The organism is Burkholderia sp. AU33803 (assembly GCF_002223095.1).
Taxonomy (GTDB): Bacteria; Pseudomonadota; Gammaproteobacteria; order Burkholderiales; family Burkholderiaceae; genus Burkholderia.
The window spans coordinates 48,185-68,659 of sequence record NZ_NKFJ01000005.1 but is presented as its reverse complement, the minus strand read 5'-3'; the positions used below and the strand labels follow the sequence as shown (position 1 = coordinate 68,659).

At 69.2% G+C, this 20,475-nt stretch carries 21 protein-coding genes; 10 read left to right on the top strand and 11 right to left on the bottom strand.

Features of this window, described 5'->3' with window-relative positions:
* Nucleotides 1-25 precede the first annotated feature (25 nt).
* The 10 genes from kdpC (at nucleotide 26) to CFB41_RS12085 (ending at nucleotide 10,557) form a co-directional block, all read left to right on the top strand.
* Nucleotides 26-607 carry a potassium-transporting ATPase subunit KdpC gene (gene kdpC, locus CFB41_RS12130; protein WP_089440685.1) on the top strand — a complete coding sequence of 194 codons (582 nt, stop codon included), beginning with the start codon at nucleotides 26-28 and terminating at the stop codon, nucleotides 605-607.
* 162 nt (nucleotides 608-769) lie between these two features.
* Nucleotides 770-3,613 carry a DUF4118 domain-containing protein gene (locus CFB41_RS12125; protein WP_089440684.1) on the top strand — a complete coding sequence of 948 codons (2,844 nt, stop codon included), beginning with the start codon at nucleotides 770-772 and terminating at the stop codon, nucleotides 3,611-3,613.
* A complete protein-coding gene (kdpE, locus tag CFB41_RS12120; protein WP_039370506.1) occupies nucleotides 3,606-4,304 on the top strand; it encodes a two-component system response regulator KdpE in 699 nt (232 codons plus the stop codon). The genes CFB41_RS12125 and kdpE overlap by 8 nt, the downstream gene beginning before the upstream one ends.
* Before the next feature lie 158 nt (nucleotides 4,305-4,462).
* Nucleotides 4,463-4,747: a DUF333 domain-containing protein gene (locus tag CFB41_RS12115; protein WP_089440683.1), complete on the top strand. Its 285-nt coding sequence runs from the start codon at nucleotides 4,463-4,465 to the stop codon at nucleotides 4,745-4,747.
* A gap of 145 nt (nucleotides 4,748-4,892) precedes the next feature.
* Nucleotides 4,893-5,213 carry a quaternary ammonium compound efflux SMR transporter SugE gene (gene sugE, locus CFB41_RS12110; RefSeq protein WP_071334771.1) on the top strand — a complete coding sequence of 107 codons (321 nt, stop codon included), beginning with the start codon at nucleotides 4,893-4,895 and terminating at the stop codon, nucleotides 5,211-5,213.
* 209 nt (nucleotides 5,214-5,422) lie between these two features.
* The gene (locus CFB41_RS12105) at nucleotides 5,423-6,040 is read left to right on the top strand and encodes a DUF4126 domain-containing protein (protein WP_089440682.1); all 618 of its coding nucleotides are present in this window, start codon (nucleotides 5,423-5,425) and stop codon (nucleotides 6,038-6,040) included.
* Nucleotides 6,037-8,652 carry an ABC transporter permease gene (locus tag CFB41_RS12100; RefSeq protein WP_179250025.1) on the top strand — a complete coding sequence of 872 codons (2,616 nt, stop codon included), beginning with the start codon at nucleotides 6,037-6,039 and terminating at the stop codon, nucleotides 8,650-8,652. Before CFB41_RS12105 ends, CFB41_RS12100 begins: the two co-directional genes overlap by 4 nt.
* 43 nt (nucleotides 8,653-8,695) lie before the next feature.
* Nucleotides 8,696-9,106 (top strand): group II truncated hemoglobin, encoded by a 411-nt coding sequence (locus CFB41_RS12095; RefSeq protein WP_089456653.1) that lies wholly within the window; start codon nucleotides 8,696-8,698, stop codon nucleotides 9,104-9,106.
* A gap of 105 nt (nucleotides 9,107-9,211) precedes the next feature.
* Nucleotides 9,212-9,943: an alanyl-tRNA editing protein gene (locus tag CFB41_RS12090; protein WP_089456652.1), complete on the top strand. Its 732-nt coding sequence runs from the start codon at nucleotides 9,212-9,214 to the stop codon at nucleotides 9,941-9,943.
* Complete coding sequence (locus CFB41_RS12085; protein WP_089456651.1) at nucleotides 9,940-10,557, top strand: DUF924 family protein; 618 nt, start codon at nucleotides 9,940-9,942, stop codon at nucleotides 10,555-10,557. The genes CFB41_RS12090 and CFB41_RS12085 overlap by 4 nt, the downstream gene beginning before the upstream one ends.
* A 189-nt stretch (nucleotides 10,558-10,746) precedes the next feature.
* Here CFB41_RS12085 and CFB41_RS12080 read toward each other — a convergent pair whose 3' ends face one another.
* The 11 genes from CFB41_RS12080 to CFB41_RS12030 all read right to left on the bottom strand — a co-directional run bounded on the left by CFB41_RS12080 (nucleotide 10,747) and on the right by CFB41_RS12030 (nucleotide 20,245).
* Nucleotides 10,747-12,639, bottom strand: coding sequence for a glycosyltransferase family 39 protein (locus CFB41_RS12080; protein WP_089456650.1), 1,893 nt, complete (start codon nucleotides 12,637-12,639; stop codon nucleotides 10,747-10,749).
* Between the two features lie 229 nt (nucleotides 12,640-12,868).
* Nucleotides 12,869-13,630 (bottom strand): SDR family oxidoreductase, encoded by a 762-nt coding sequence (locus tag CFB41_RS12075; RefSeq protein ID WP_089456649.1) that lies wholly within the window; start codon nucleotides 13,628-13,630, stop codon nucleotides 12,869-12,871.
* Nucleotides 13,631-13,652: 22 nt separating this feature from the next.
* Nucleotides 13,653-14,234: a TIGR00730 family Rossman fold protein gene (locus CFB41_RS12070; RefSeq protein ID WP_089440676.1), complete on the bottom strand. Its 582-nt coding sequence runs from the start codon at nucleotides 14,232-14,234 to the stop codon at nucleotides 13,653-13,655.
* Complete coding sequence (locus CFB41_RS12065; RefSeq protein ID WP_021161119.1) at nucleotides 14,231-14,989, bottom strand: TetR/AcrR family transcriptional regulator; 759 nt, start codon at nucleotides 14,987-14,989, stop codon at nucleotides 14,231-14,233. Before CFB41_RS12065 ends, CFB41_RS12070 begins: the two co-directional genes overlap by 4 nt.
* Before the next feature lie 205 nt (nucleotides 14,990-15,194).
* On the bottom strand, nucleotides 15,195-15,731 hold the full coding sequence (locus CFB41_RS12060; RefSeq protein WP_039370536.1) for a diacylglycerol kinase: 537 nt from the start codon (nucleotides 15,729-15,731) through the stop codon (nucleotides 15,195-15,197).
* Nucleotides 15,728-16,762 carry a glycosyltransferase family 1 protein gene (locus tag CFB41_RS12055; protein ID WP_059531147.1) on the bottom strand — a complete coding sequence of 345 codons (1,035 nt, stop codon included), beginning with the start codon at nucleotides 16,760-16,762 and terminating at the stop codon, nucleotides 15,728-15,730. Before CFB41_RS12055 ends, CFB41_RS12060 begins: the two co-directional genes overlap by 4 nt.
* A gap of 29 nt (nucleotides 16,763-16,791) precedes the next feature.
* Entirely contained in the window at nucleotides 16,792-17,730 is a 939-nt protein-coding gene (locus tag CFB41_RS12050; protein ID WP_089456648.1) for a UDP-2,3-diacylglucosamine diphosphatase, read from the bottom strand.
* 225 nt (nucleotides 17,731-17,955) lie between these two features.
* Nucleotides 17,956-18,462 (bottom strand): RDD family protein, encoded by a 507-nt coding sequence (locus CFB41_RS12045; protein ID WP_089440674.1) that lies wholly within the window; start codon nucleotides 18,460-18,462, stop codon nucleotides 17,956-17,958.
* A gap of 6 nt (nucleotides 18,463-18,468) precedes the next feature.
* Complete coding sequence (locus CFB41_RS12040) at nucleotides 18,469-19,233, bottom strand: DUF3106 domain-containing protein (RefSeq protein WP_089456647.1); 765 nt, start codon at nucleotides 19,231-19,233, stop codon at nucleotides 18,469-18,471.
* A gap of 26 nt (nucleotides 19,234-19,259) precedes the next feature.
* Nucleotides 19,260-19,685 (bottom strand): DUF3619 family protein, encoded by a 426-nt coding sequence (locus CFB41_RS12035; RefSeq protein ID WP_089456646.1) that lies wholly within the window; start codon nucleotides 19,683-19,685, stop codon nucleotides 19,260-19,262.
* Nucleotides 19,682-20,245: an RNA polymerase sigma factor gene (locus tag CFB41_RS12030; RefSeq protein WP_089425985.1), complete on the bottom strand. Its 564-nt coding sequence runs from the start codon at nucleotides 20,243-20,245 to the stop codon at nucleotides 19,682-19,684. The genes CFB41_RS12035 and CFB41_RS12030 overlap by 4 nt, the downstream gene beginning before the upstream one ends.
* Nucleotides 20,246-20,475 lie beyond the last annotated feature (230 nt).

Below are 20,475 nucleotides of genomic sequence, written 5' to 3'. Positions count from 1 at the left end.
GCCGGCCGTATTTGAAGGAAACATCATGAAAACGTTGATTCGTCCGCTCGTCGTGCTCTTTGTCGTCCTGACTGCCGTGACGGGGCTCGCCTACCCGGCCGTGATGACCGTGTTCGGCCAGGCCGTGTTCCCGTCGCAGGCGAACGGCAGCCTGATCGAGAAGGACGGCAAGGCGGTCGGCTCCTCGCTGATCGGCCAGCCGTTCGATGCGCCGAAGTACTTCTGGGGCCGCCTGTCGGCCACGACGCCGATGCCGTACAACGCGACCGGCTCCGGCGGCTCGAACCTCGGCCCGCTGAACCCGTCGCTTGCCGACCAGGTGAAGGGGCGCATCGCCGCGCTGCGCGACGCGGGCACCGACATGTCGAAGCCCGTGCCGGTCGACCTCGTGACGGCGTCGGCTAGCGGCCTCGATCCGGAAATCACGCCGGCCGCCGCCGCGTACCAGGTCGAGCGCGTCGCGAAGGCACGCAACCTGGCGCCCGACGCGGTCGCGCAGCTCGTCGCCGCGAACACGAAGGGCCGCCAGTTTGGCGTGTTCGGCGAACCGCGCGTGAACGTGCTGCAGCTGAACCTCGCGCTCGACGCGGCGCAGGCTGCGCACTGACCGCGCGTCCGGGTTTCCGGCGGCAACCGGCGTCCGGCGCGGCCCGATCCGCGCCGGACGCGACTTTTCCCGACGGCGCATGCGCCGTCTTTGCCTTTTGCGGCGATTTGGAACAACAATGCTCGTACTCGCGCGCATCCGGGCGCTCCGCCTTTCTGACGCATGAATCGTCCCGATCCAGACCAACTCCTCGACAAGCTGCAGCGTGACGAAGAAAAACAGCGGCGCGGCCAGCTCAAGATCTTCTTCGGCGCATCGGCAGGTGTCGGCAAGACCTACGCGATGCTGCAGGCCGCGCGCCAGCGCCTGCAGGAAGGCGTCGACGTCGTCGTGGGCATCGTCGAGACCCACGGGCGCAGCGAAACCGCCGCGCTGCTCGACGGCCTCGACGTGCTGCCGCTCGCGCGCATCGAGTATCGCGGCCGCACGCTCGCCGAATTCGATCTCGACGGCGCGCTCGCGCGTGAGCCGCAACTGATCCTCGTCGACGAACTCGCGCATTCGAACGTGCAGGGCGCGCGGCACCTGAAGCGCTGGCAGGATGTGTACGAACTGCTCGACGCGGGCATCGACGTCTACACGACCGTCAACGTCCAGCACCTCGAAAGCCTGAACGACGTGGTCGGCGCGATCACCGGCATCCGCGTGTGGGAGACGGTGCCCGACCGCGTGTTCGATGCGGCCGACGAAGTCACGCTCGTCGACCTGCCGGCCGAGGAGCTGCTCGAGCGGATGCGCGACGGCAAGGTCTATCTCGCGCAGCAGGCCGAGCGTGCGGTGCGCAACTTCTTCCGCAAGGGCAACCTGATCGCGCTGCGCGAACTGGCGCTGCGGCGTACGGCCGATCGCGTCGACGCGCAGATGCGCGAATACCGCGCCGACCGCTCGATCCAGCGCATCTGGCAGGCCCGCGAGCGGCTGCTCGTGTGCGTCGGGCCGGGCCCCGAGGCGCCGACGCTCGTGCGGGCGGCCGCGCGGCTCGCCGCGAGCCTGAAGGCCGACTGGATCGCCGTCTATGTCGAGACGCCGCGCCTGCAGCGGCTGCCCGATGCGCGACGGCAGCGCACGCTCGATGCGCTGAAGCTCGCGGCCGAGCTCGGCGCGGAGACGGCCACGCTCGCCGGCGCCGACGCGGTTGCCGCGCTGATCGGCTATGCGAAGGTGCGCAACGTGTCGAAGATCGTCGCGGGCGGCTCGCCGAAGGTCGGGCTCGTGCGCCGCTTCGTGCGGCCGTTCGGTGAGAAGCTGGCCGAGCGCGCGGGCGACGTCGACCTGATGCTGATCCGGGCGTCCGCGAGCGACGAGGCGCGCGCGGCACCGCTGGACGCAGGTGCGCGCGACTGGCGTGACGCGTTCGCGCAGTTCGGCACGCACCGTTCGCCGCCGCGGCACTACGTGTATGCGGCCGCGATCTGCGCGGCGATCACGGTCGTCGCGAGCCTCGTGTCCGAGCGGCTCGACCTCACGAACCTCGTGATGCTGTACCTGCTCGGCGTCGTGTTTTCGGCCGTGCGGCTCGGGCGCGGCCCGGGCGTGCTGCAGTCGTTCCTGTCGGTGGCCGCGTTCGATTACTTCTTCGTGCCGCCGCGCATGTCGTTCTCGGTCAGCGACACGCAATACTTGCTGACCTTCTTCGGGATGCTGCTGACGTCGCTCGTGATCAGCCACCTGACGTCGACGCTGACGCGCCAGGCGAGCGTCGCGCAGCGCCGCGAGCGCCGCACCGGCGCGATCTACGCGATGGCGCGCGAGCTGGGCGCGGCGCTGACGACCGAGCAGATCGTCGAGATCGGCAGCCGTCACGTGGGCGAGGTGTTCCGCGCGCGCGTCGCGTTCCTGCTGCCCGACAGTGCGGACAAGGTGCGGCAGAAGATCGAGGAGCCCGATGCGGCCGTCACGCTGACGGGCGCCGACCTCGACAGCGACGTCGGCCAGTGGGTGTACGACCAGCAGAAGCCGGCCGGCCGCGGCACCGATACGTTGCCCGCGACGGCCGCGCTGTACCTGCCGCTGAAGGCGCCGATGCGTACGCGCGGCGTGCTCGCGGTCGCGTCGCGCGAGCCGCGCGAACTCGAGGTGCCGGAGCAGCAGCGGATGCTCGACGCGTTCGCCGCGCAGATCGCGCTCGCGCTCGAACGCGTGCACTACGTCGAGATCGCGCGCGACGCGCTCGTCAACATGGAATCGGAGCGGCTGCGCAACTCGCTGCTGTCGGCGATCTCGCACGACCTGCGCACGCCGCTCACGACGATCGTCGGCTTCTCGTCGATGCTCGCGAACGGGCGCGCGGCCGCGCAGGGCGGCGACGCCGCGGCGGCCGAACGCTTTGCGCAGCGCGAGGGCGAACTCGTCGACGCGATCCACGACGAGGCGCTGCGGATGACGGGCATCGTCACGAACCTGCTCGACATGGCGCGGCTGCAGGCCGGCAGCCTGCAGTTGAAGCGCCAGTGGTCGCTGCTCGAGGAAACCGTCGGCGCCGCGCTCGCCGCCTGCAAGCGCGTGCTTGCGCGCCATCCGGCGCGCGTCGTGCTGCCGGCCGACCTGCCGCTCCTGCAGATGGACGCGGTGCTGATGGAGCGACTGTTCACCAACCTGTTCGAGAACGCGGCGAAGTACACGCCGGCCGATACGCCGCTCGACATCGGCGCCGAGCGCGTGACCGACGACGGGCTGCCGTTCGTGCGCGTGCTCGTCGACGATTACGGTCCCGGCCTGCCGGCCGGGATGGAAACGCGGATTTTCGACAAGTTCACGCGCGGCGAGAAGGAATCGGCGACGCCGGGCATCGGCCTCGGCCTCGCGATCTGCCGCGCGATCGTCGAGGCGCACGGCGGTAAAATCGGCGCGTTCAACCGTACGGCACCCGACGGCCACGTGACGGGCGCGCGTTTCTGGTTCACGCTGCCGGTCGAGACACCGCCGGCCGCGCCTGCCGTACCCGACGACGAACCCGAAGTGCCGGGTGCGTCGTCCCCATCCGAATCATTGCCAGATCATGAGTGAACCCAGCCTGACCGTCGTCCTGATCGAGGACGAAAAGCAGATCCGCCGTTTCGTGCGCGCCGCGCTCGAGGAGGAGGACATCGCGGTGTTCGAGGCCGAGACGGGCAAGCAGGGGCTGATCGACGCGGCGACGCGCAAGCCCGATCTCGTGATCGTCGACCTCGGCCTGCCCGATACCGACGGCCTCGACGTGATCCGGGAATTGCGCGGCTGGTCCGAGGTGCCGGTGATCGTGCTGTCCGCGCGCACGCAGGAAGAAGAGAAGGTCGCGGCGCTCGATGCGGGCGCCGACGATTACCTGACCAAGCCGTTCGGCGTGTCCGAACTGCGCGCGCGGATCCGTGCGCAACTGCGCCGGCGCAACCAGGGCGGCGCGAACGAGTCGCCGAAGGTGACCTTCGGCACCGTGACCGTCGATCTCGCGCTGCGCCAGGTGTGGCGCGACAACGAGATCGTGCACCTGACGCCGCTCGAATACCGGCTGCTCGCGACGCTCGTGCGGCACGCGGGACGCGTGCTCACGCACCGCCAGCTGCTGCGCGACGTGTGGGGGCCGTCGCACGTCGAAAGCCACCACTATCTGCGCATCTACATGGCGCACCTGCGCCAGAAGCTCGAACGCGACCCGGCGCAGCCCGAGTACATCGTGACGGAGACGGGCGTCGGCTACCGGCTGGTCGGCGCCGCATGACGCACGGAGCCGCGGCGCAGCGGCGCCCGTGCGCGTGACGTCGCGTGCCGGCAGGGTTGCGCCGGCGCGACAGTCTCGCGGCCGGCGCGCGCGTTGCACACCCGGCGCTCATTCCCCGTTATCCTGACCGTTCCGCGAACGAAAACGAGGAGCGTGCAATGTCCGTCCGTCTGGTCGTCATCTGTGCGCTGGCGCTTGCCGCGTCTGGCGCGTTCGCCCAACCGCTGCCGCCCGGGCAGCAACCGTCTTCGCAGCAGCAGGCGATGGCCAATCCCGCGTCGGTCAATTGCGCCAAGCTCGGCGGCCGTCACACGACCCGCAACCTGTCGAGCGGGCAGGTCGGCATGTGCGTGTTCAAGGATGGCCGCGTGTGCGAGGAGTGGGCGCTGTACCGCGACGACCGCTGCGTCGCCGCCGTCACGCCGAAGCGCGTGTCGAACTGACCGGGCGCGGCGCGATCGCGCCCCTGATCGGCCGCGGCCACGCGCCGTGTCCGTAAGCATCTTGTTATACTCGGCGCCGCCCGGGGACGACCCCGGGTCATTCGTTTCAACGGGGACGGCCCCATCCGATACGGAGTACGTCGAGATGGCGTGGGTATTGTTGTTCATTGCCGGTTTGCTGGAAGTGGCCTGGGCGGCCGGCATGAAATCGTCGGACGGCTTCACGAAGCTCGGTCCGTCGGTGTTTACGATCGTGACGGCGCTGGCCAGCTTCGGGCTGCTCGCGGTCGCGATGCGCCAGTTGCCGCTCGGCACCGCGTACGCGGTGTGGACCGGCATCGGCGCGGTCGGTGCGTTCGTGTTCGGCATCGTGATGATGGGCGAGGCGTTGAGCGTCGCGCGCGTCGCGAGCGCCGTGCTGATCGTTGCGGGGCTGATCGGCCTGAAGCTGTCGTCGGCTGCATAACAATGGCACCCGGGCGCACACACCCGGTTGCCGCACCGCGGAATTGCGCCGGCCGTGCGCCTGGCCTGTCTATAATGGAACGCATTCGGGCCTGAATACCGTCGTGCTTCTCGCGGCACGCGGTGCCGGTCGCCACGCGCCGCGCGGCCGGTCTGTCCGACCCGATCCGATCAATCGGCAAAGCGCACGGAAAGTGCAAGGAGAGGGCCATGATCGAAGCCATTTCGCTCGGCGCGGGGCTCGCGTGGGCGAGCGGCCTGCGCCTGTACCTGACCGTGCTGATCGCCGGCGTGCTGGCGCGGTTCGGCTGGCTCCACCTGCCCGACACGCTGGCTGTCCTGATGTCGCCGTGGGTCATCGGCGCGGCGGCCGTGCTCACCGTCACCGAATTCCTTGCCGACAAGATCCCCGCGTTCGACTCGCTGTGGGATGCCGTGCACACCTTCATCCGCATTCCGGCCGGCGCCGTGCTCGCAGCCGGCGCGCTCGGCCATGCCGATCCGACCGTGCTCGCGGTCGCGGGGCTCGCCGGCGGATCGCTCGCCGGTGCCGCGCACGTGGCGAAGGCCGGCACGCGCGCGATGATCAACCTGTCGCCGGAACCGATTTCGAACTGGATCGCGTCGTCGACCGAGGACGGACTCGTGGTCGGCGGGCTCGCGCTCGCGTTCTTCGTTCCGCTCGCGTTCCTCGTGCTGCTTGCCGCCTTCATCGCGGCGTCCGCGTGGGCGCTCCCGCGCCTGTGGCGCGGTGTCTCGGGCGGCTTTCGCGGCATGGCGAACCACATGGTGTCGCGGCTCAACTCGATCGGGGGGAAGCGCGATTGAAGGGGCGGCAACACGCGGCGCAGCCGCCGGCCGGGCAACCCGGCCATGAGGTGAACGCGCATGCCGGCCGCTTCGGCCTGCGCGACCTGATCCACCAGGCCGCCCGCATGACCGCGCGCGACTGGCGCGCGGGCGAGTTGACGCTGCTCGTCCTGGCACTGGTGCTCGCGGTCGCGGCGCTGACGAGCGTCGGCTTCCTCGCCGACCGGCTGCGCCAGGGGCTCGAGCGCGACGCGCGCCAGATGCTCGGCGCCGATTTCGTCGTGCGGGCCGATCGTCCCGTCGATCGGTCGTTCGACCAGCAGGCCCGCGCGCTCGGCCTGGGTACCGCGACGACCGCCATCTTCCCGAGCATGATCGCGTCCGCCATGGGCGGGCAGGCGACCGACGCGGCGCCGTCGCGCCTCGCGGCCGTGAAGGCCGTGTCGCCCGGGTATCCGTTGCGCGGCGCGGTCGAGATCCTGCCGGCCGGCGCGGCCACCGCGCAGAAGGCGGCTGCGATTCCCGCGCCCGGCACCGTATGGGCCGATCCGGCGCTGCTCGATGCGCTGCACCTGAAGGCGGGCGATACGGTGCGCGTCGGGCTGCGTACGTTCAAGGTCGCCGCGTCGATCTCCCGCGAGCTGGATCGCGGGTTTTCCTTCGTCAATTTCTCGCCGCGGCTGATGATGCGCGCGGACGAACTGGCCGCGACGGGGCTCACCGGCTATGGCAGCCGTGTCACGTACCGGCTGCTGGTTGCCGGCGACCAGCAGGCCGTCGCGCGTTTCGAGGCGTATGCGCACGCACGTGTCGACGGCGGGAAGCTGCGCGGCGTCGGTCTCGAGTCGTTGCAGGAAGGCCAGCCGCAGGTGCGGCAGACGCTGGATCGCGCACGCCACTTCCTGACGCTCGTCGCGTTGCTCACCGCGCTGCTCGCGGCGGTCGCGATCGCGATGGCCGCGCAACGCTACATGCGGCGCCACCTCGACGGCTGCGCGACGATGCGCTGCCTCGGCGTGAGCCGCCGCACGCTCGGCGCGCTGTTCGCACTCGAATTCGTGGGCATCGGGATCGTGTCCGGCGCCGCAGGCGCGGTGCTCGGCTATGGAGGCCACTGGGCGTTGCTGGCCGCGCTCGGTGGCCTGATCGACGTGGTGCTGCCGCCCCCCACGCTGTGGCCGGCGCTGATCGGCATGGGCGCCGCGCTCGTGTTGCTGCTCGGTTTCGCGCTGCCGCCGCTCGTGCCGCTCACACGCGTGCCGCCGGTGCGCGTGCTGCGGCGCGAGTGGGGCGACGCGTCGCGCACGGCGTGGGCCGCATATGCGGTCGGCGTCGTGCTGTTCGCGGGGCTGCTGATCGTGGCCGCCGGCAACCTGAAACTCGGGCTGATCGTCGCGGGCGGTTTCGCCGGCGCGCTGGTCGGCTTCGCGCTGATCGCACGGCTCGTGCTGTTCGCCGCCGCGCGCGCGGTGCGCAACGCCCGCGTGGCCGCGGGCGTCGGCTGGCGTTACGCGCTCGCGTCGCTGCACCGGCGCGGCACGGCGAGCGCGCTGCAGATCACCGCGCTCGCGCTCGGCCTGATGTGCCTGCTGCTGATCGCGATCACGCGCAACGACCTCGTCGCGGGCTGGCAGCAGTCGACGCCACCCGATGCGCCGAACCAGTTCCTGATCGACATCCAGCCCGATCAGCGCGCCGACGTCGCGGCTTATCTGGCCGCGCACGGCGTGCGCGACGCGGTGCCCGAGCCGATGGTGCGCGGCCGCCTCGTCGCGATCAACGGCAAGCCGGTGAATCCGGACGCCTACCCGTCCGAGGAGGCGCGCCGGCTCGTCGACCGTGAGTTCAACTTGTCCTATACGACCCGGTTGCCGTCCGACAACCGGATCGTCGAAGGCGACTGGTTCGGCACCGCGGCGACGCCGCAGATCTCGATCGAGGCCGGCCTCGCGAAGACGCTGAACGTGAAGCCGGGCGACGTGCTGCGCTTCGACGTGACGGGGCTGACGGTCGATGCGCCGATCACGAGCGTGCGCAAGCTCGACTGGGGTTCGTTCCGCGTCAATTTCTTCGTGCTGATGCCGCCGCCGGTGTTGAAGGATTTCCCGGCCGTGTACCTGACGAGCTTCCATTTGCCGGCGTCGAATGCCGCGCTGCTCGATCCGCTGATCGCGCGCTATCCGAACCTGACCGCCATCGACGTCGCGCCGATTCTCGCGCAGTTGCAGCGGATGATGCTGCAGGTGGTCGGCGCGGTGCAGTTCCTGTTCATGTTCACGCTCGCGACCGGCGTGCTCGTGCTGTACACGGCGCTCGCCGGCACGCGCGACGAGCGGGTGCGCGAGGCGGCGCTGCTGCGCGCGCTCGGCGCGTCGCGCGCGCAGGTCAACGCGGTGCAGCGCGCGGAATTCGTCGTGGTCGGCGCACTGGCCGGTGCGCTGGCGTCGGCGGGCGCGATCGCGGTCGGCTGGGTGCTCGCGTCACGTGTGTTCGACTTCCAGCTCGCCGTCGATCCGTGGCTCGTGCCGGCCGGCATCGCGGCCGGCGTCGCGTGCGCCGGTGCGGCCGGCTGGCTGAGCCTGCATAATGTGCTGCGGCGCCCCGCGCTGCAGTCGCTGCGCGACGCATGAGCGTCGCCGGCGGCCCCGAAGATCCTGTTTTCCGACTATCCGTATGACCGATGTGAATGACGATACGCCGTCGCAGCCGACGGCGTTCGAGCTCGTGGGCGGTGAAGCCCGCGTGCGCGAAATGGTGGACCGCTTTTACGACCTGATGGATCTCGAGCCCGAGTTCGCGCAGATTCGCGCGCTGCACCCGGATTCGCTCGACGGTTCGCGCGACAAGTTTTTCTGGTTCCTGTGCGGGTGGCTCGGCGGCCCCGACCACTACATCAGCCGGTTCGGCCATCCGCGGCTGCGCGCGCGGCACCTGCCGTTCCCGATCGCGTCGGTCGAGCGCGACCAGTGGCTGCGTTGCATGGCGTGGGCGATGGAGGACATCGGGCTGCCCGAGCCGTTGCGCGAGCGGCTCATGCATTCGTTCTACGACACGGCCGACTGGATGCGCAACCGGCCCGGTTGATCGACCGGTACGCCGCCGCCCGCGCGCGGGGCGATCTGCGTCTGGGCGCGTGCGCCGCGTGGCGCGACACTGGCCGCTTCCCCCAATCGATACGAGGCTCGCCCGATGACGACACAAGCGCTGTTTCGCGAAGACGCGTACCTCACGCAATGCGACGCGGTCGTCCTGGCCATCGGCGACGACGGCATCCGGCTCGACCGCACCGTGTTCTATCCGCTCGGCGGCGGCCAGGCCGGCGACACCGGCACGCTGACGCTGCCCGACGGCAGCACGATCGCGATCGCCGATACGCGCAAGGCCCGGTTCGACGGCGCGACGCCCGACGACGCCGTGCATGTGCCCGCACCGGGGCAGGAGGCGAGCGTCGCGGCGCTCGAACCCGGTATGCGCGTGGTCGCGGAGATCGACTGGCTGCGCCGCTATCGCCACATGCGGCTGCATACCGCGGCGCACCTGATGTGCGCGGTGCTGCCGTACGCGGTCGACGGTTGCAGCGTGACGGCCGACTACGTGCGGCTGGATTTCGCGACGTCCGACGCGATCGACCGCGATGACGTCGAGCGGCGCCTCGCCGGCCTGGTGGGCGGCGCGCACCCGGTTACGACCGAATGGATCACCGACGACGAGATGGCCGCACGGCCGGACCTCGTGCGCACGATGAGCGTGAAGCCGCCGACGGGCCTCGGCCGCGTGAGGCTGCTGCGCATCGAGCAGGTCGACCTGCAGCCGTGCGGCGGCACGCACGTGCGCAATACGTCCGAAATCGGCGAGCTGCGGGTCGCGAAACTGGAAAAGAAGAGCGCGCGCACCCGGCGCCTCGTACTGGAGTTTGCATGACGATGGACACCCCCCACGCGGGCGCGGCGGCGCTCGATCGGCAAGCGCGGGAGATTCTCGATTTCTGGTTCGGCCAGCCGGGCTCGGCCGAATTCGGGCAGAACCGCAAGGTCTGGTTCAACGGCGGCGCGGCGTTCGACGACGTGCTGCGCACGCGCTACGGTGCGTTGCTCGACGCGGCTTGCGACGGCGCATGCGATCACTGGGCAAGCTCGCCGTCGGGGGCGCTGGCGTTGATCGTCGTGCTCGACCAGTTCTCCCGCAATATCCATCGCGGCACGCCACGCGCGTTTGCCGCCGATCCGAAGGCGCTCGCGCTCGCGCGCCGCGTCGTCGCGGCCGGCTGGGACGCCCAGTTGCCGAGCGGGCATCACCGCGCGTTTGCGTATCTGCCGTTCGAGCACGACGAGTCGGTCGAGAGCCAGCGTGAGGCCGTGCGCCTGTGCGCGGGCATTCGCGACGAAGCAGGGTGCGAGAGCTATCACCGCTTCGCGTTGCTGCACGCGGCCGTCGTCGAGCGCTTCGGCCGCTTTCCGCACCGGAACGCGATTCTCGGTCGGGTATCGAGCGATGAAGAGACGGCGTTTCTTCGCGAACCTGGTTCGTCGTTCTGACGATTCGGGCAGCGGCGTGACGCGGGAAGAGGGGAGGCCCGTGGAGTTACGCGGGCACGGTGGCGGCAGGGCACGCCGGTCGGCGGCGCGCATTTCCCGATGGCTGTTCGCTGCTCGGGCGGTGGCGCTCACCACGCCACGCCGGGTACGAGGGCAAGCATGGCGGCGCGACCGCCGTGCCGCCCCGCATTACTCAACGTGCTGTTCAGGCGTGCGCACGTACACGCGCAGCAGTTCCTCGTTGTCGCCCGGGCGGGCGCCCGTCCAGAACAGTTTCCATTCGTCGCCGGGCGCCGGATCGACGGCCCGCACGCCCTGCACGATCATCCAGGTGCAGCGCGTCGTCTTCGCGTCGGCGATCGGCGTGTGCTGGATGCCGGAGAAGTAGTACAGCATCGGCGCTTCCGATTCGCCGAGCCCGTGCAGGCTCGCCATGCAGTCGCCGTCGTTCCATTCGAGCGCGAGATGCGCGTTCAGGTCGTCGAACACCGAGCGGTAGCTCTTCGCGACGTCGAGCCACGGCAGCAGCAGCGTGTAGATGAGCCCCCATGCAACGAGTGCGCCGGCGCCCCACGACAGCGCGCCGCGCCAGACGCCCGTCGTACGCAGCTTCGGCAGCAGCGTCAGCCAGCCGACCGTCAGCGCGAGCGCACCGATCACGAGCGCGGGTTCGATCGGCATCGTCCAGTCGAGCGGCAGCCAGCGGCCGAGCAGCGTCAGATCCTTGCGCGACGCGGCCGGATCGGCCATCACCGCCCAGATGGCCCAGGCGAGCGCGGCGGCCGTGCCGAACAGGATGCGGCTCAGGTAGTCCCACGCGAGATGCAGCTGGCGCGGCAGGCGGTCGATCGCCTGTGCGGCGACCAGCGCGAGCGGCGCGAAGAACGGCAGGATGTAGAGCTGGCGCGACGTCGCGGACACTTGCAGCACGACGAGCCCGATGACCGTGAACATTACCGGCAGCGCGATGCGCGGCGTGCGCCAGTCGCGCCACGCACCCCGCGCGAGCGCGACGATCGCGAGCGGCGCGACCGGGAAGCCGACGAGCAGGAACGCACGCAGGATGAAGAACGGCTTGTCGTTTTCCGCGCCCAGTTCGGGGACGGAGAAACCGAAGAAGCGGCCGACGTTGTTATCCCAGAACCACGTCATGAACAGCGTCTCGGAGCGCAGGAACAGCGCGGTCGGCCAGACGAGCGCGAACGGCGCGAACACCAGTGCGGCGACGCCGAGCGAGCGGGCGAACGCGCGGGTGCGGCAGGCCGGATAGAGCACCATCGCGCCGACGAGCGTCGCGGCAAACACGAGCGGCACGAACAGCCCCTTCGTCATCAGCGCGATGCCGACGCCCGCGCCGAAGATCGGCGCGGCCCAGCGGCCCGACGGCCGGACCGGCAGCCCGTGCCGCATCTGCTGCGCGCGCGCGACGTGCTGCATCACGAGTTCGAGCAGCCCGCAGAACGCGATTGCCGTGCCGGCGAACAGCGCGACGTCGGTCATCATGTCGTGCACGTGCTTGATGACCACGAGTGTGCCGGCGCTCAGCACGACGGGACCGATCACGCGCAGGTCGAACCAGGAATCCGCGCGGCTGGCGACGCGCGCCGCGCGCGCGATGAAGCCGAATGCCAGTGCGGCGAACAGCGCGCTCGCGAGCCGGGCCGCGTCGTGCAGCGGCATCACGCGTTGCAGCAGCCAGGCGAGGCTGGTCGCGACCCACGCGTAGAGCGGTGGCTTTTCCATGAACGGCAGGCCGGCATTGGTCGGCACGACGAAGTCGCCGGTCTCGAGCATGTGCTGGATGATGCCGAACGTGTAGGTTTCGTCCTGCTTCCACGGATCGTGGCCGAGCACGCCCGGCAGCGTATATGCACAGATCAGCGCGGCGACGAACAGCCACGCGCGCCAGCCGAGCAGGCGCGAGCGTTCGCGCGTCGTGCTGGTGGCGGCGCTCGAGGCGACGACGGGCGTGCCGGCGGCGTCGAGCGTTGCGGTGAGATCGGCGTCGGCGGTCGAATGGGTGTACTGGGCCGGAGCGGGCACAGACGTGCGTCGCCGGCTGGGCGCTGCGGTTCCAGGCATGGAAGGAATCTCGGGTCGAGTCGAGCGGATCCGGCGACGTGGGCAGGACCGATTGGGGCCATATCAAAGGCCAACGGACGGGTGTTTATGACACCTGTCTGAATGTCCGCTAGTAGACCACGGAATTGTTACGGTGGATTACCGTTCGTGTCACGAAATTGTGGAGATTTGTGGTGTCGTGACGACGGTTGGCTTCGGACGGCGGTTTTTGCCGCATTGCAGTGCTGAATTACCGGCCGCCGCCGACGTCGAGCAGGGCGCCCGTCGTGTAGGACGCCGCGTCGCCCAGCAGCCAGACGATCGCTTCGGCGATCTCCCGCGCTTCGCCCGCGCGGCCGAGCGGCGTCGTGGCGCCGAGGCGGGCCGCACGGCCCGGCTGGCCGCCGCTCGCGTGAATGTCGGTCTCGATCAGGCCGGGACGGACCGCGTTGACGCGCACGCCGTACGGGCCGAGTTCCTTCGCGAGACCGATCGTCAGCGAGTCGATCGCGCCTTTCGACCCCGCATAGTCGACGTACTCGTTCGGCGAGCCGAGCCGGGAGGCGATCGACGAGACGTTGACGATTGCGCCACCGCGGCCGCCGCGATCGGTGGAGAGCCGGCGCGCGGCTTCGCGCGCACACAGATACGCGCCGAGCACGTTGGTGTCGAACATCCGCCGCAGCCGGTCGGCCGGCATGTCGGCAAGCGGCATCGACGGCGCGACGATGCCCGCGTTGTTGACGAGCGCGTCGAGGCGGCCGAATGCGGCCGTGACGGTGTCGAACATCGTGATGACGTCGGCTTCGTTCGCGATGTCGCCCGCGACGACGCACGCGCGGCCGCCCGCGTCGCGGACGGCTTGCGCGGTGAGTTCGGCCGCCGCCGCGTCGCGCGCGTAGTTGATGCCGACGTCCCAGCCGCGCTCGGCCGCGAGCACGGCGGTCGCGCGGCCGATGCCGCGGCTCGCGCCGGTGATGAGGACGGCCTTGCGATCGGACGATGCGGTCATCGCGTGCGGGTTCCGGTGACGGTTACTTGGCCGCGTCGGGTGCCCACTTGTCGCGGGCGGGCGGCTGGTAGCGGCGCAGTCGCTCGATCAGCGCGACGGGTTCCGACTCGACGCACAGTGCGTCGAAATAGGCCGGCCGCATGAAGCCCTCGTCGACCGTATGACGCAGCAGCGCGATCAGCGGATCGTAGAACGAATCGATGTTGTAGACCGCGACGGGCTTGCGGTGATAGCCGAGCTGCGCCCACGTGTAGACCTCGAAGAGCTCCTCGAGCGTGCCGGCGCCGCCGGGCATCGCGACGAACGCGTCGGAGAGATCGGCCATCATTTTCTTGCGGTGGTGCATGTCGGGCACGACGTGCAGTTCCGACAGCCCCGTATGGCCGACTTCCTTGTCGACGAGCAGTTCGGGGATCACGCCGACGGCACGGCCGCCGGCCGCCATTACTTCGTCGGCGATCACGCCCATCAGGCCGACCCGGCCGCCGCCGTAGACGAGCGTGAGGCCCGCATCGACGAGCGCGCGGCCGAATGCGCGCGCGGCGTCGGCATAGACGGGCCGCACGCCGGACGACGAGCCGCAGTAAACACAAACAGCCTTCATTGCTTGGAGTCCTTGGCGGGTGCCTGCCCGGTGACGACGGGGCTGTCGGCGGGCCGCGGCGAACCGTCGCGCGGCGGCAGGTAGTCGGTGAACTGGCGCTTCGGCAGCTTGCCGGAGACCAGGTCGTCGAACAGCTGGCGCGAACGGCCGCGCAGGTACGGTGCCATCACGGAGATCACGTGCATGCTGACCTGGTGCAGTTCCTCGCGGATCGCGTCCTGGTCGTTGTATTTGCGCGGATGCATCACGTACTGATACGACAGCCAGTACGTCGAAATGACGGCCATGTTGGTGGCGATGACTTCGATCTCGGCGGGCGTCGCGACCATCTCGGCGTCGGACACGAGCAGCTCGCACATGTCGCGCGCGAAGCGCACCTTGTGGCTGATGATCTGCTTGAAGTGCGTCTCGAGCGTGCGGTTGCGGGCGAGCAGGTCGTTGAGGTCGCGATACAGGAACCGGTAGGTCCACATGAAATCGGCCATGTACTGCAGGTACGACCAGGTTTCGTCGATCGTCGGACGATGATCTTCGGGAAAGCGCAGCCGCCGTTCGATCTGCTGCTCGAACTGCGCGAAGATGCTGTTGATGATGTCGTCCTTGTTGCGGAAATGGTAGTACAGGTTGCCTGGACTGATTTCCATTTCCTCGGCGATCGTCGTGGTCGTGACGTTCGGCTCGCCGATCTCGTTGAAGAGTTTCAACGACAACTCGAGAATCCGTTCGCGGGTGCGGCGGGGAGGTTTCGCTTCCATGTCGTCCGGCCCTGTGTGTGCCGGACTGGCGGGCGCTGCAATCGATGCTGCGTGATTCGTCCGGCGCGGGTTGCTGTTCTATGTCTAGCGGACGATTATAAACCGCGGTTTCGCCACATCGGGGCATTTCGTGATTGCCGCCCCGCGCGGCGCATGGTGCAGCGCCGCACGCGGGCGGTGCGCCAGGTACCCGCGGGGCAGCCGTCTAGAAGCCGAGCCAGCGTGCGACGACGGGGCCGAGCACGAAGCCCCACGTCGTCACGCACGCGAACAACGCGACGGTCACGGCTGCGCTGCCGAGATCCTTCGCGCGCTTCGAGAGTTCGTGACGCTCGAGCGAGATGCGGTCGATCGCGGCCTCGACGCTCGAGTTCAGCAGCTCGACGATCAGCACGAGCAGCACCGACGCGATCAGCAGCGCACGCGATGCCGCCGGCACCGGTGCGAACGCGCCGATCGGGAGCATCAGCGCAGCGAGCGTGAGCTCCTGGCGAAACGCGCTTTCCTCGCGGATCGCCACGCGAAAGCCGTTCAGCGAATGCTTGAGGGCGTACCAGGCGCGCGTGATGCCGCGATGGCGCTTGTACGGGTTCGGCGGCAGCGGCGCGAGCCGATCGTCGGGGCCGAGCGGCTCGTGCGCGTGCACGTCCGCGTCGGCATGCGGCTCTTCCTCGTCGAACGGGCGATGCCGTTGCGGCGTTGCGTCGGGGGGCGGGATTTTGTCGTTCAGGTCTCGTTTCAAACGGCGGCACCTTCTGCTGGCGAGTACGCGGTCTTCGGCAGCGGCTTCAGATGCGACGCGAACTGCTCGGATGCCGCGCGCCACGAGAAGCGTTCGGCCCACGCGCGCGCAGTGGTGCGTTCGATCTTCAGCGCCTCGAGGCAGGCTTCCTGCAGGTCTTCGTGCATCGCGCCGGCGTCGCCTTCGCCGAGCACGTCGATCGGGCCCGTCACGGGATACGCGGCTACCGGCGTGCCGCAGGCGAGCGCCTCGAGCAGCACGAGGCCGAACGTGTCGGTGCGACTCGGGAACACGAACACGTCGGCCGCAGCATACACCTTGGCGAGCTCGGCCTGTGACAGCACGCCGAGATAGTTGGCTTCCGGATAGCGCGACTTCAGCTCCGCGAGCGCGGGGCCTTCGCCCGCGACCCACTTCGAGCCGGGCAGATCGAGGCGCAGGAATGCCTCGACGTTCTTCTCGATCGCGACGCGGCCCACGTACAGGAAGATCGGCCGCGCGGTATTGAGCACCTTCGATTCCATCGGCCGGAACACGTCGAGATCGACGCCGCGCGTCCACAGCACGACGTTCGTGAAGCCGAATTTCTCGAGGTCCTGCTTGACGACCGGCGTCGGCGCCATCACCGCGAGCGACGGGCCGTGGAACCAGTGCAGGAAGCGGTAGGTCGCGGCGAGCGGGATGCCGAAGCGCGCCTGCACGTATTCCGGAAAGCGCGTGTGATACGCGGTCGTGTACGGCAGCTTGCGCGAACGCGCGTAGCGTCGCGCGGCGAGGCCGAGCGGGCCTTCGGTCGCGATGTGCAGCGCGTCGGGGGCGAACGCGTCGATTCGCGCGCGCAGCTTGCGGTACGGCAGGATCGACAGGCGGATCTCGGGGTAGGTCGGGCAGGGCACCGTACGGAATTCCAGTGGCGTCAGCAGTTCGACGCGGTGGCCGAGCGCGGTGAGTTCGCGCGACGTGCTCTTCAGCGTGCGCACGACGCCGTTGACCTGCGGTTCCCACGCGTCGGTGACGATCATGATCTTCATCGCGGCTTTGTCCTGTAAGTAGGGGTGTGTCAGGCAGTGGCCTTGGCCTTGCGCGACGTGGTCTCCGTCGGTGCGGTGCGCATCACCGTCCAGTAGACGATCTTCAGTTCGCCTTCCATCGTTTCGACGAGGGCGGACAGGCTTTCGACCCAGTCGCCGTCGTTGCAGTACAGCACGCCGTCGATGTCGCGGATCTCTGCCTTGTGGATGTGGCCGCACACGACGCCGTCGCAGCCGCGGCGGCGCGCCTCGTCGGTCATCACGGTCTCGAACTGGGAGATGAAGTTGACGGCGTTCTTGACCTGGTGCTTCAGGTACTGCGACAGCGACCAGTACTGGAAGCCGAGCCGGCTGCGGATCCGGTTGAACCAGCGGTTCAGCACGAGGATCAGCGTGTAGAGCGTGTCGCCGAGGTATGCGAGCCATTTCGCGTGCTGGATCACGCCGTCGAACAGGTCGCCGTGCACGATCCACAAACGTTTGCCCGCGAGCGTCGTGTGGAACGCCTCGCCGCGCACCTGGATGTCGCCGAACGCGAGATCGCAGAACTGCCGCGCGCCTTCGTCGTGGTTGCCGGGGATGTAGACGACCTGCGTCCCCTTGCGTGCCTTGCGCAGGATCTTCTGCACGACGTCGTTGTGCGCCTGCGGCCAGTACCAGCCCTTCTTCAGCTGCCAGCCGTCGATGATGTCGCCGACGAGGTACAGGTACTCCGAATCGTTGTGGCGCAGGAAGTCGAGCAGGTACGGCGCCTGGCACCCGCTCGAGCCGAGGTGGATGTCGGACAGCCAGATGGTGCGGTAGCGGTGGGCCGACGAGTCGGGGTCGTCATGCTGCGTGGCGTGCCCGGCAGGCGGGTCTTGCGACACCAGCCCGTCGGCTGCGGCAGAACCGGACAGGAAAGCTGTGGCGGCGCGGGCGCCGATGGGGTGACGGAACAGGGAGGTCGCGGACGATTTCTGGCCCATGCATGACTCGCGCCGGTTGACATTACCGGCATTCCGCCATGCGGGCGTGACTGTGCCATGACAGTCACGAGACGTTCTTATTACGCCCCCTGTAGGGTGTTTAGCAGTGAATGGCGGGGCGTTGCGTAATGTGCCGTACGGAACGGCTGGCCATTGTCGGGCAAGGCTGCCGGGCCGGGCGGAAGTTGCGTCGGGGAGGTGTTTTCGTCAGGCGAATGCGGTGCGTCAGCGTGGTAGCGCGACGACGCGCGTGCGGGCGATCCGGTCGTGCGGAAACTGGCGCCCGGCATGCAGCCGCGCGGCGCCGGCCCAGACGGCGATCCATGCGGCGGTGAGCGCGAGCGTGACGGGGACCGACAGGCCGAGGAGCGGATGCAGCGCGAGCGGCGGCAGGAACCACAGCCAGCCGAGTGCATAGCGGACGAGCGCGTGGCCCGCGCTCAGCGGCCGGCCGCTCGACGATTCGAGCCGCAGCCGCCAGGTCTTCATCGGCAGCGTCTGGCCGCCATGGGTCCAGAACCAGACGAAGTACGCGCCGACCACGAGCGCGATCCACGCGGCGAGCAGGTTGTGATGGACGAGGCCGTTGCGTTGCTGCGTTGCGAGGCTGAACGCGAGCCCGGCGAAGAACACCACGCCGAACAGCAGCACGCCTTCGTAGAGCAGTGCGGCGAGACGCCGCCGCACGGACGGCGCGGCGGCCGGGGTTTCAGGTGCGGGGGCGTTCGTCACGGGCGCTCAGGAGCCCTTGAACAGCGAGGGCGCGTCGGCGGGCGACACCGGCGCCACGGCGGCCGGCGCGGATGCGGTGCCGGCCGTCGACGATGCGGGTACCGGCGGCGCGACGGCGGCCGAGACGGGCGCCGGTGCGGTGGCCGGGCCGCTTGCCGGGTGTTCGTGCGAATTGACGAGACGGCGCACGTCCCGGTCGGCGACGGTCGGCGGCGCACTGACGACGCTCGGCCGGCGGCGGCGCTCGGCGGCCGCGAGACGTTCCTTCTGCTCTTCCGGGAGTTGCTGGTATGCCTTCCACGCCCGCTCGCGCGCCTGCGCGGAAAGCTCCTTCGCACTCTGGTAGTTCTCGCGCGCGACGCGGCGCTGCTCGGGCGTCATCTTGGCCCATTCGGTCATCCGGTCCTGCAGGCGCTTTTGGTCATCGGGCGTCAACTTCGCGAAACGCGATGCGATCTTCAGCCATTTGCGCTTGCGGGCATCGCTGAAACCGTCCCACTGGTCGGCGAACGGCGCGAGCGCCGCGTGCTGCGCCGGCGTGAGGCGCGCCCACGACAACGGGCCGGTAGCGGCCGGCAGCGGCAGGGGCAGGGGTAGCGGGGGGAGTTCGGTGCTCAGCCCGGTCGCGGCCGATGCAGGCGCGGCAGGGCTGCTGACCGCGGCGGCGGTCGTCGCGGGGGCCGGGTGGAATCGTGGGTAAGTGGCGACGTAGGAAACGGCGATCGCGATTACGCATCCGAAAAATACGGCCAGGCCGCGCTTCTGACTCACCCGTGCGATCCCCTCGTTATTGTCTGTTAGTGAGCGCGCGACAGATACGCGTTGAACCCGTGGTCGAGATACGCGTTGAGCGGCAGGTCGTCGCTGAGCATCGCCGCGTCGATGTCGGCGAGTTCGGCGGTGCGCTGCATGTCTTCCCAGTAGGCGATGCCGACGAGCCCGGCGAGCAGCAGGGCCAGCGGCCACGCGCGTAGCAGGCGGCGCGCGAACGACGCCTGCGGGCGGCTCGCGGGCGCCGTGCCGTACGCACCGGCCGCGCCGGCGAAGGCCGGCACGAACACCGGCACGGTCGCGGCTTCGGGCTTCTTGCGCGCGAGCGCAGCCCGGCGGGCGACGGCCAGACGGTCGGTGGTCGCGGCAGGCAGGTCGGCCGCGCACTCGTCCAGCGCGCGGCGCACCTTCAACGCGAATTCGTGTTCTCGATTTGCGGGAGCGGAGCTCATAGCGTGATTCCTTTGGCCTTGAGCGCGTGCGCCAGCGTGTGGGTGGCCCGTGAGCAGTGCGTCTTCACGCTGCCCTCGGAGCACCCCATTGCGGCGGCAGTCTCGGCGACATCCATATCTTCCCAATAACGCATCAGGAACGCTTCCCGTTGACGCGCCGGAAGCTTCTGGATTTCTTCGTCGATCAGGGCCAGAACCTGCTCTCGTTCGAGGCGGTGCTCGCTGCTTTCGACGCCCGCGTTGTCGTCCGCGGATTCGAGTGTTTCGAGCGGGTCGAAATCGTCGTCGTCGCTGCTGTTCAGCGACGAGAAGAGCGTGACCCACGTGTTGCGGACTTTCTGCCGGCGGAACCAGTCGTGGATCGCGTTCTGCAGGATCCGCTGAAAAAGTAGCGGCAACTCGGCCGCCGGCCGGTCGCCGTACTTCTCCGCAAGCTTGATCATCGCGTCCTGCACGATGTCGAGCGACGCATCGTCGTCACGCACGGCGTACGCAGCCTGCTTGAACGCGCGCCTTTCGACGCCCGCCAGAAAGTCGGCGAGTTCCTTGTCTGATGCCATTCCGTGAAGGTATGCGCTGCGGGCCGCTGCGTGGTGTAAAAGGGCGAAAAATTTCGTAAAACCCGCGGATGCTATCAAATTTTCGCGCCGCTTGGCACCGGGTTGGGCGCCGCACGTTGCGCGCGAGCCGCGCCGACGGGTGCCGGGCGGCGCCCATGATGCGCTGCGGGATATTTTGCTTGACGACCCCCTCGCGACCCGCTATCGTCAATGATTCGCAACATGAAGTG

What these genes read in the sequence shown, in the direction of transcription:
- CFB41_RS12105 (WP_089440682.1), top strand. Translation starts at nt 5,423, where the DNA reads ATGATCGAAGCCATTTCGCTCGGCGCGGGGCTCGCGTGGGCGAGCGGC.
- CFB41_RS12115 (WP_089440683.1), top strand. Translation starts at nt 4,463, where the DNA reads ATGTCCGTCCGTCTGGTCGTCATCTGTGCGCTGGCGCTTGCCGCGTCT.
- CFB41_RS12070 (WP_089440676.1), bottom strand. Translation starts at nt 14,234, where the DNA reads ATGAAGGCTGTTTGTGTTTACTGCGGCTCGTCGTCCGGCGTGCGGCCC.
- CFB41_RS12050 (WP_089456648.1), bottom strand. Translation starts at nt 17,730, where the DNA reads ATGGGCCAGAAATCGTCCGCGACCTCCCTGTTCCGTCACCCCATCGGC.
- CFB41_RS12035 (WP_089456646.1), bottom strand. Translation starts at nt 19,685, where the DNA reads ATGAGCTCCGCTCCCGCAAATCGAGAACACGAATTCGCGTTGAAGGTG.
- CFB41_RS12075 (WP_089456649.1), bottom strand. Translation starts at nt 13,630, where the DNA reads ATGACCGCATCGTCCGATCGCAAGGCCGTCCTCATCACCGGCGCGAGC.
- kdpC (WP_089440685.1), top strand. Translation starts at nt 26, where the DNA reads ATGAAAACGTTGATTCGTCCGCTCGTCGTGCTCTTTGTCGTCCTGACT.
- CFB41_RS12085 (WP_089456651.1), top strand. Translation starts at nt 9,940, where the DNA reads ATGACGATGGACACCCCCCACGCGGGCGCGGCGGCGCTCGATCGGCAA.
- sugE (WP_071334771.1), top strand. Translation starts at nt 4,893, where the DNA reads ATGGCGTGGGTATTGTTGTTCATTGCCGGTTTGCTGGAAGTGGCCTGG.
- CFB41_RS12090 (WP_089456652.1), top strand. Translation starts at nt 9,212, where the DNA reads ATGACGACACAAGCGCTGTTTCGCGAAGACGCGTACCTCACGCAATGC.
- CFB41_RS12065 (WP_021161119.1), bottom strand. Translation starts at nt 14,989, where the DNA reads ATGGAAGCGAAACCTCCCCGCCGCACCCGCGAACGGATTCTCGAGTTG.
- CFB41_RS12080 (WP_089456650.1), bottom strand. Translation starts at nt 12,639, where the DNA reads ATGCCTGGAACCGCAGCGCCCAGCCGGCGACGCACGTCTGTGCCCGCT.
- kdpE (WP_039370506.1), top strand. Translation starts at nt 3,606, where the DNA reads ATGAGTGAACCCAGCCTGACCGTCGTCCTGATCGAGGACGAAAAGCAG.
- CFB41_RS12125 (WP_089440684.1), top strand. Translation starts at nt 770, where the DNA reads ATGAATCGTCCCGATCCAGACCAACTCCTCGACAAGCTGCAGCGTGAC.
- CFB41_RS12055 (WP_059531147.1), bottom strand. Translation starts at nt 16,762, where the DNA reads ATGAAGATCATGATCGTCACCGACGCGTGGGAACCGCAGGTCAACGGC.
- CFB41_RS12095 (WP_089456653.1), top strand. Translation starts at nt 8,696, where the DNA reads ATGACCGATGTGAATGACGATACGCCGTCGCAGCCGACGGCGTTCGAG.
- CFB41_RS12030 (WP_089425985.1), bottom strand. Translation starts at nt 20,245, where the DNA reads ATGGCATCAGACAAGGAACTCGCCGACTTTCTGGCGGGCGTCGAAAGG.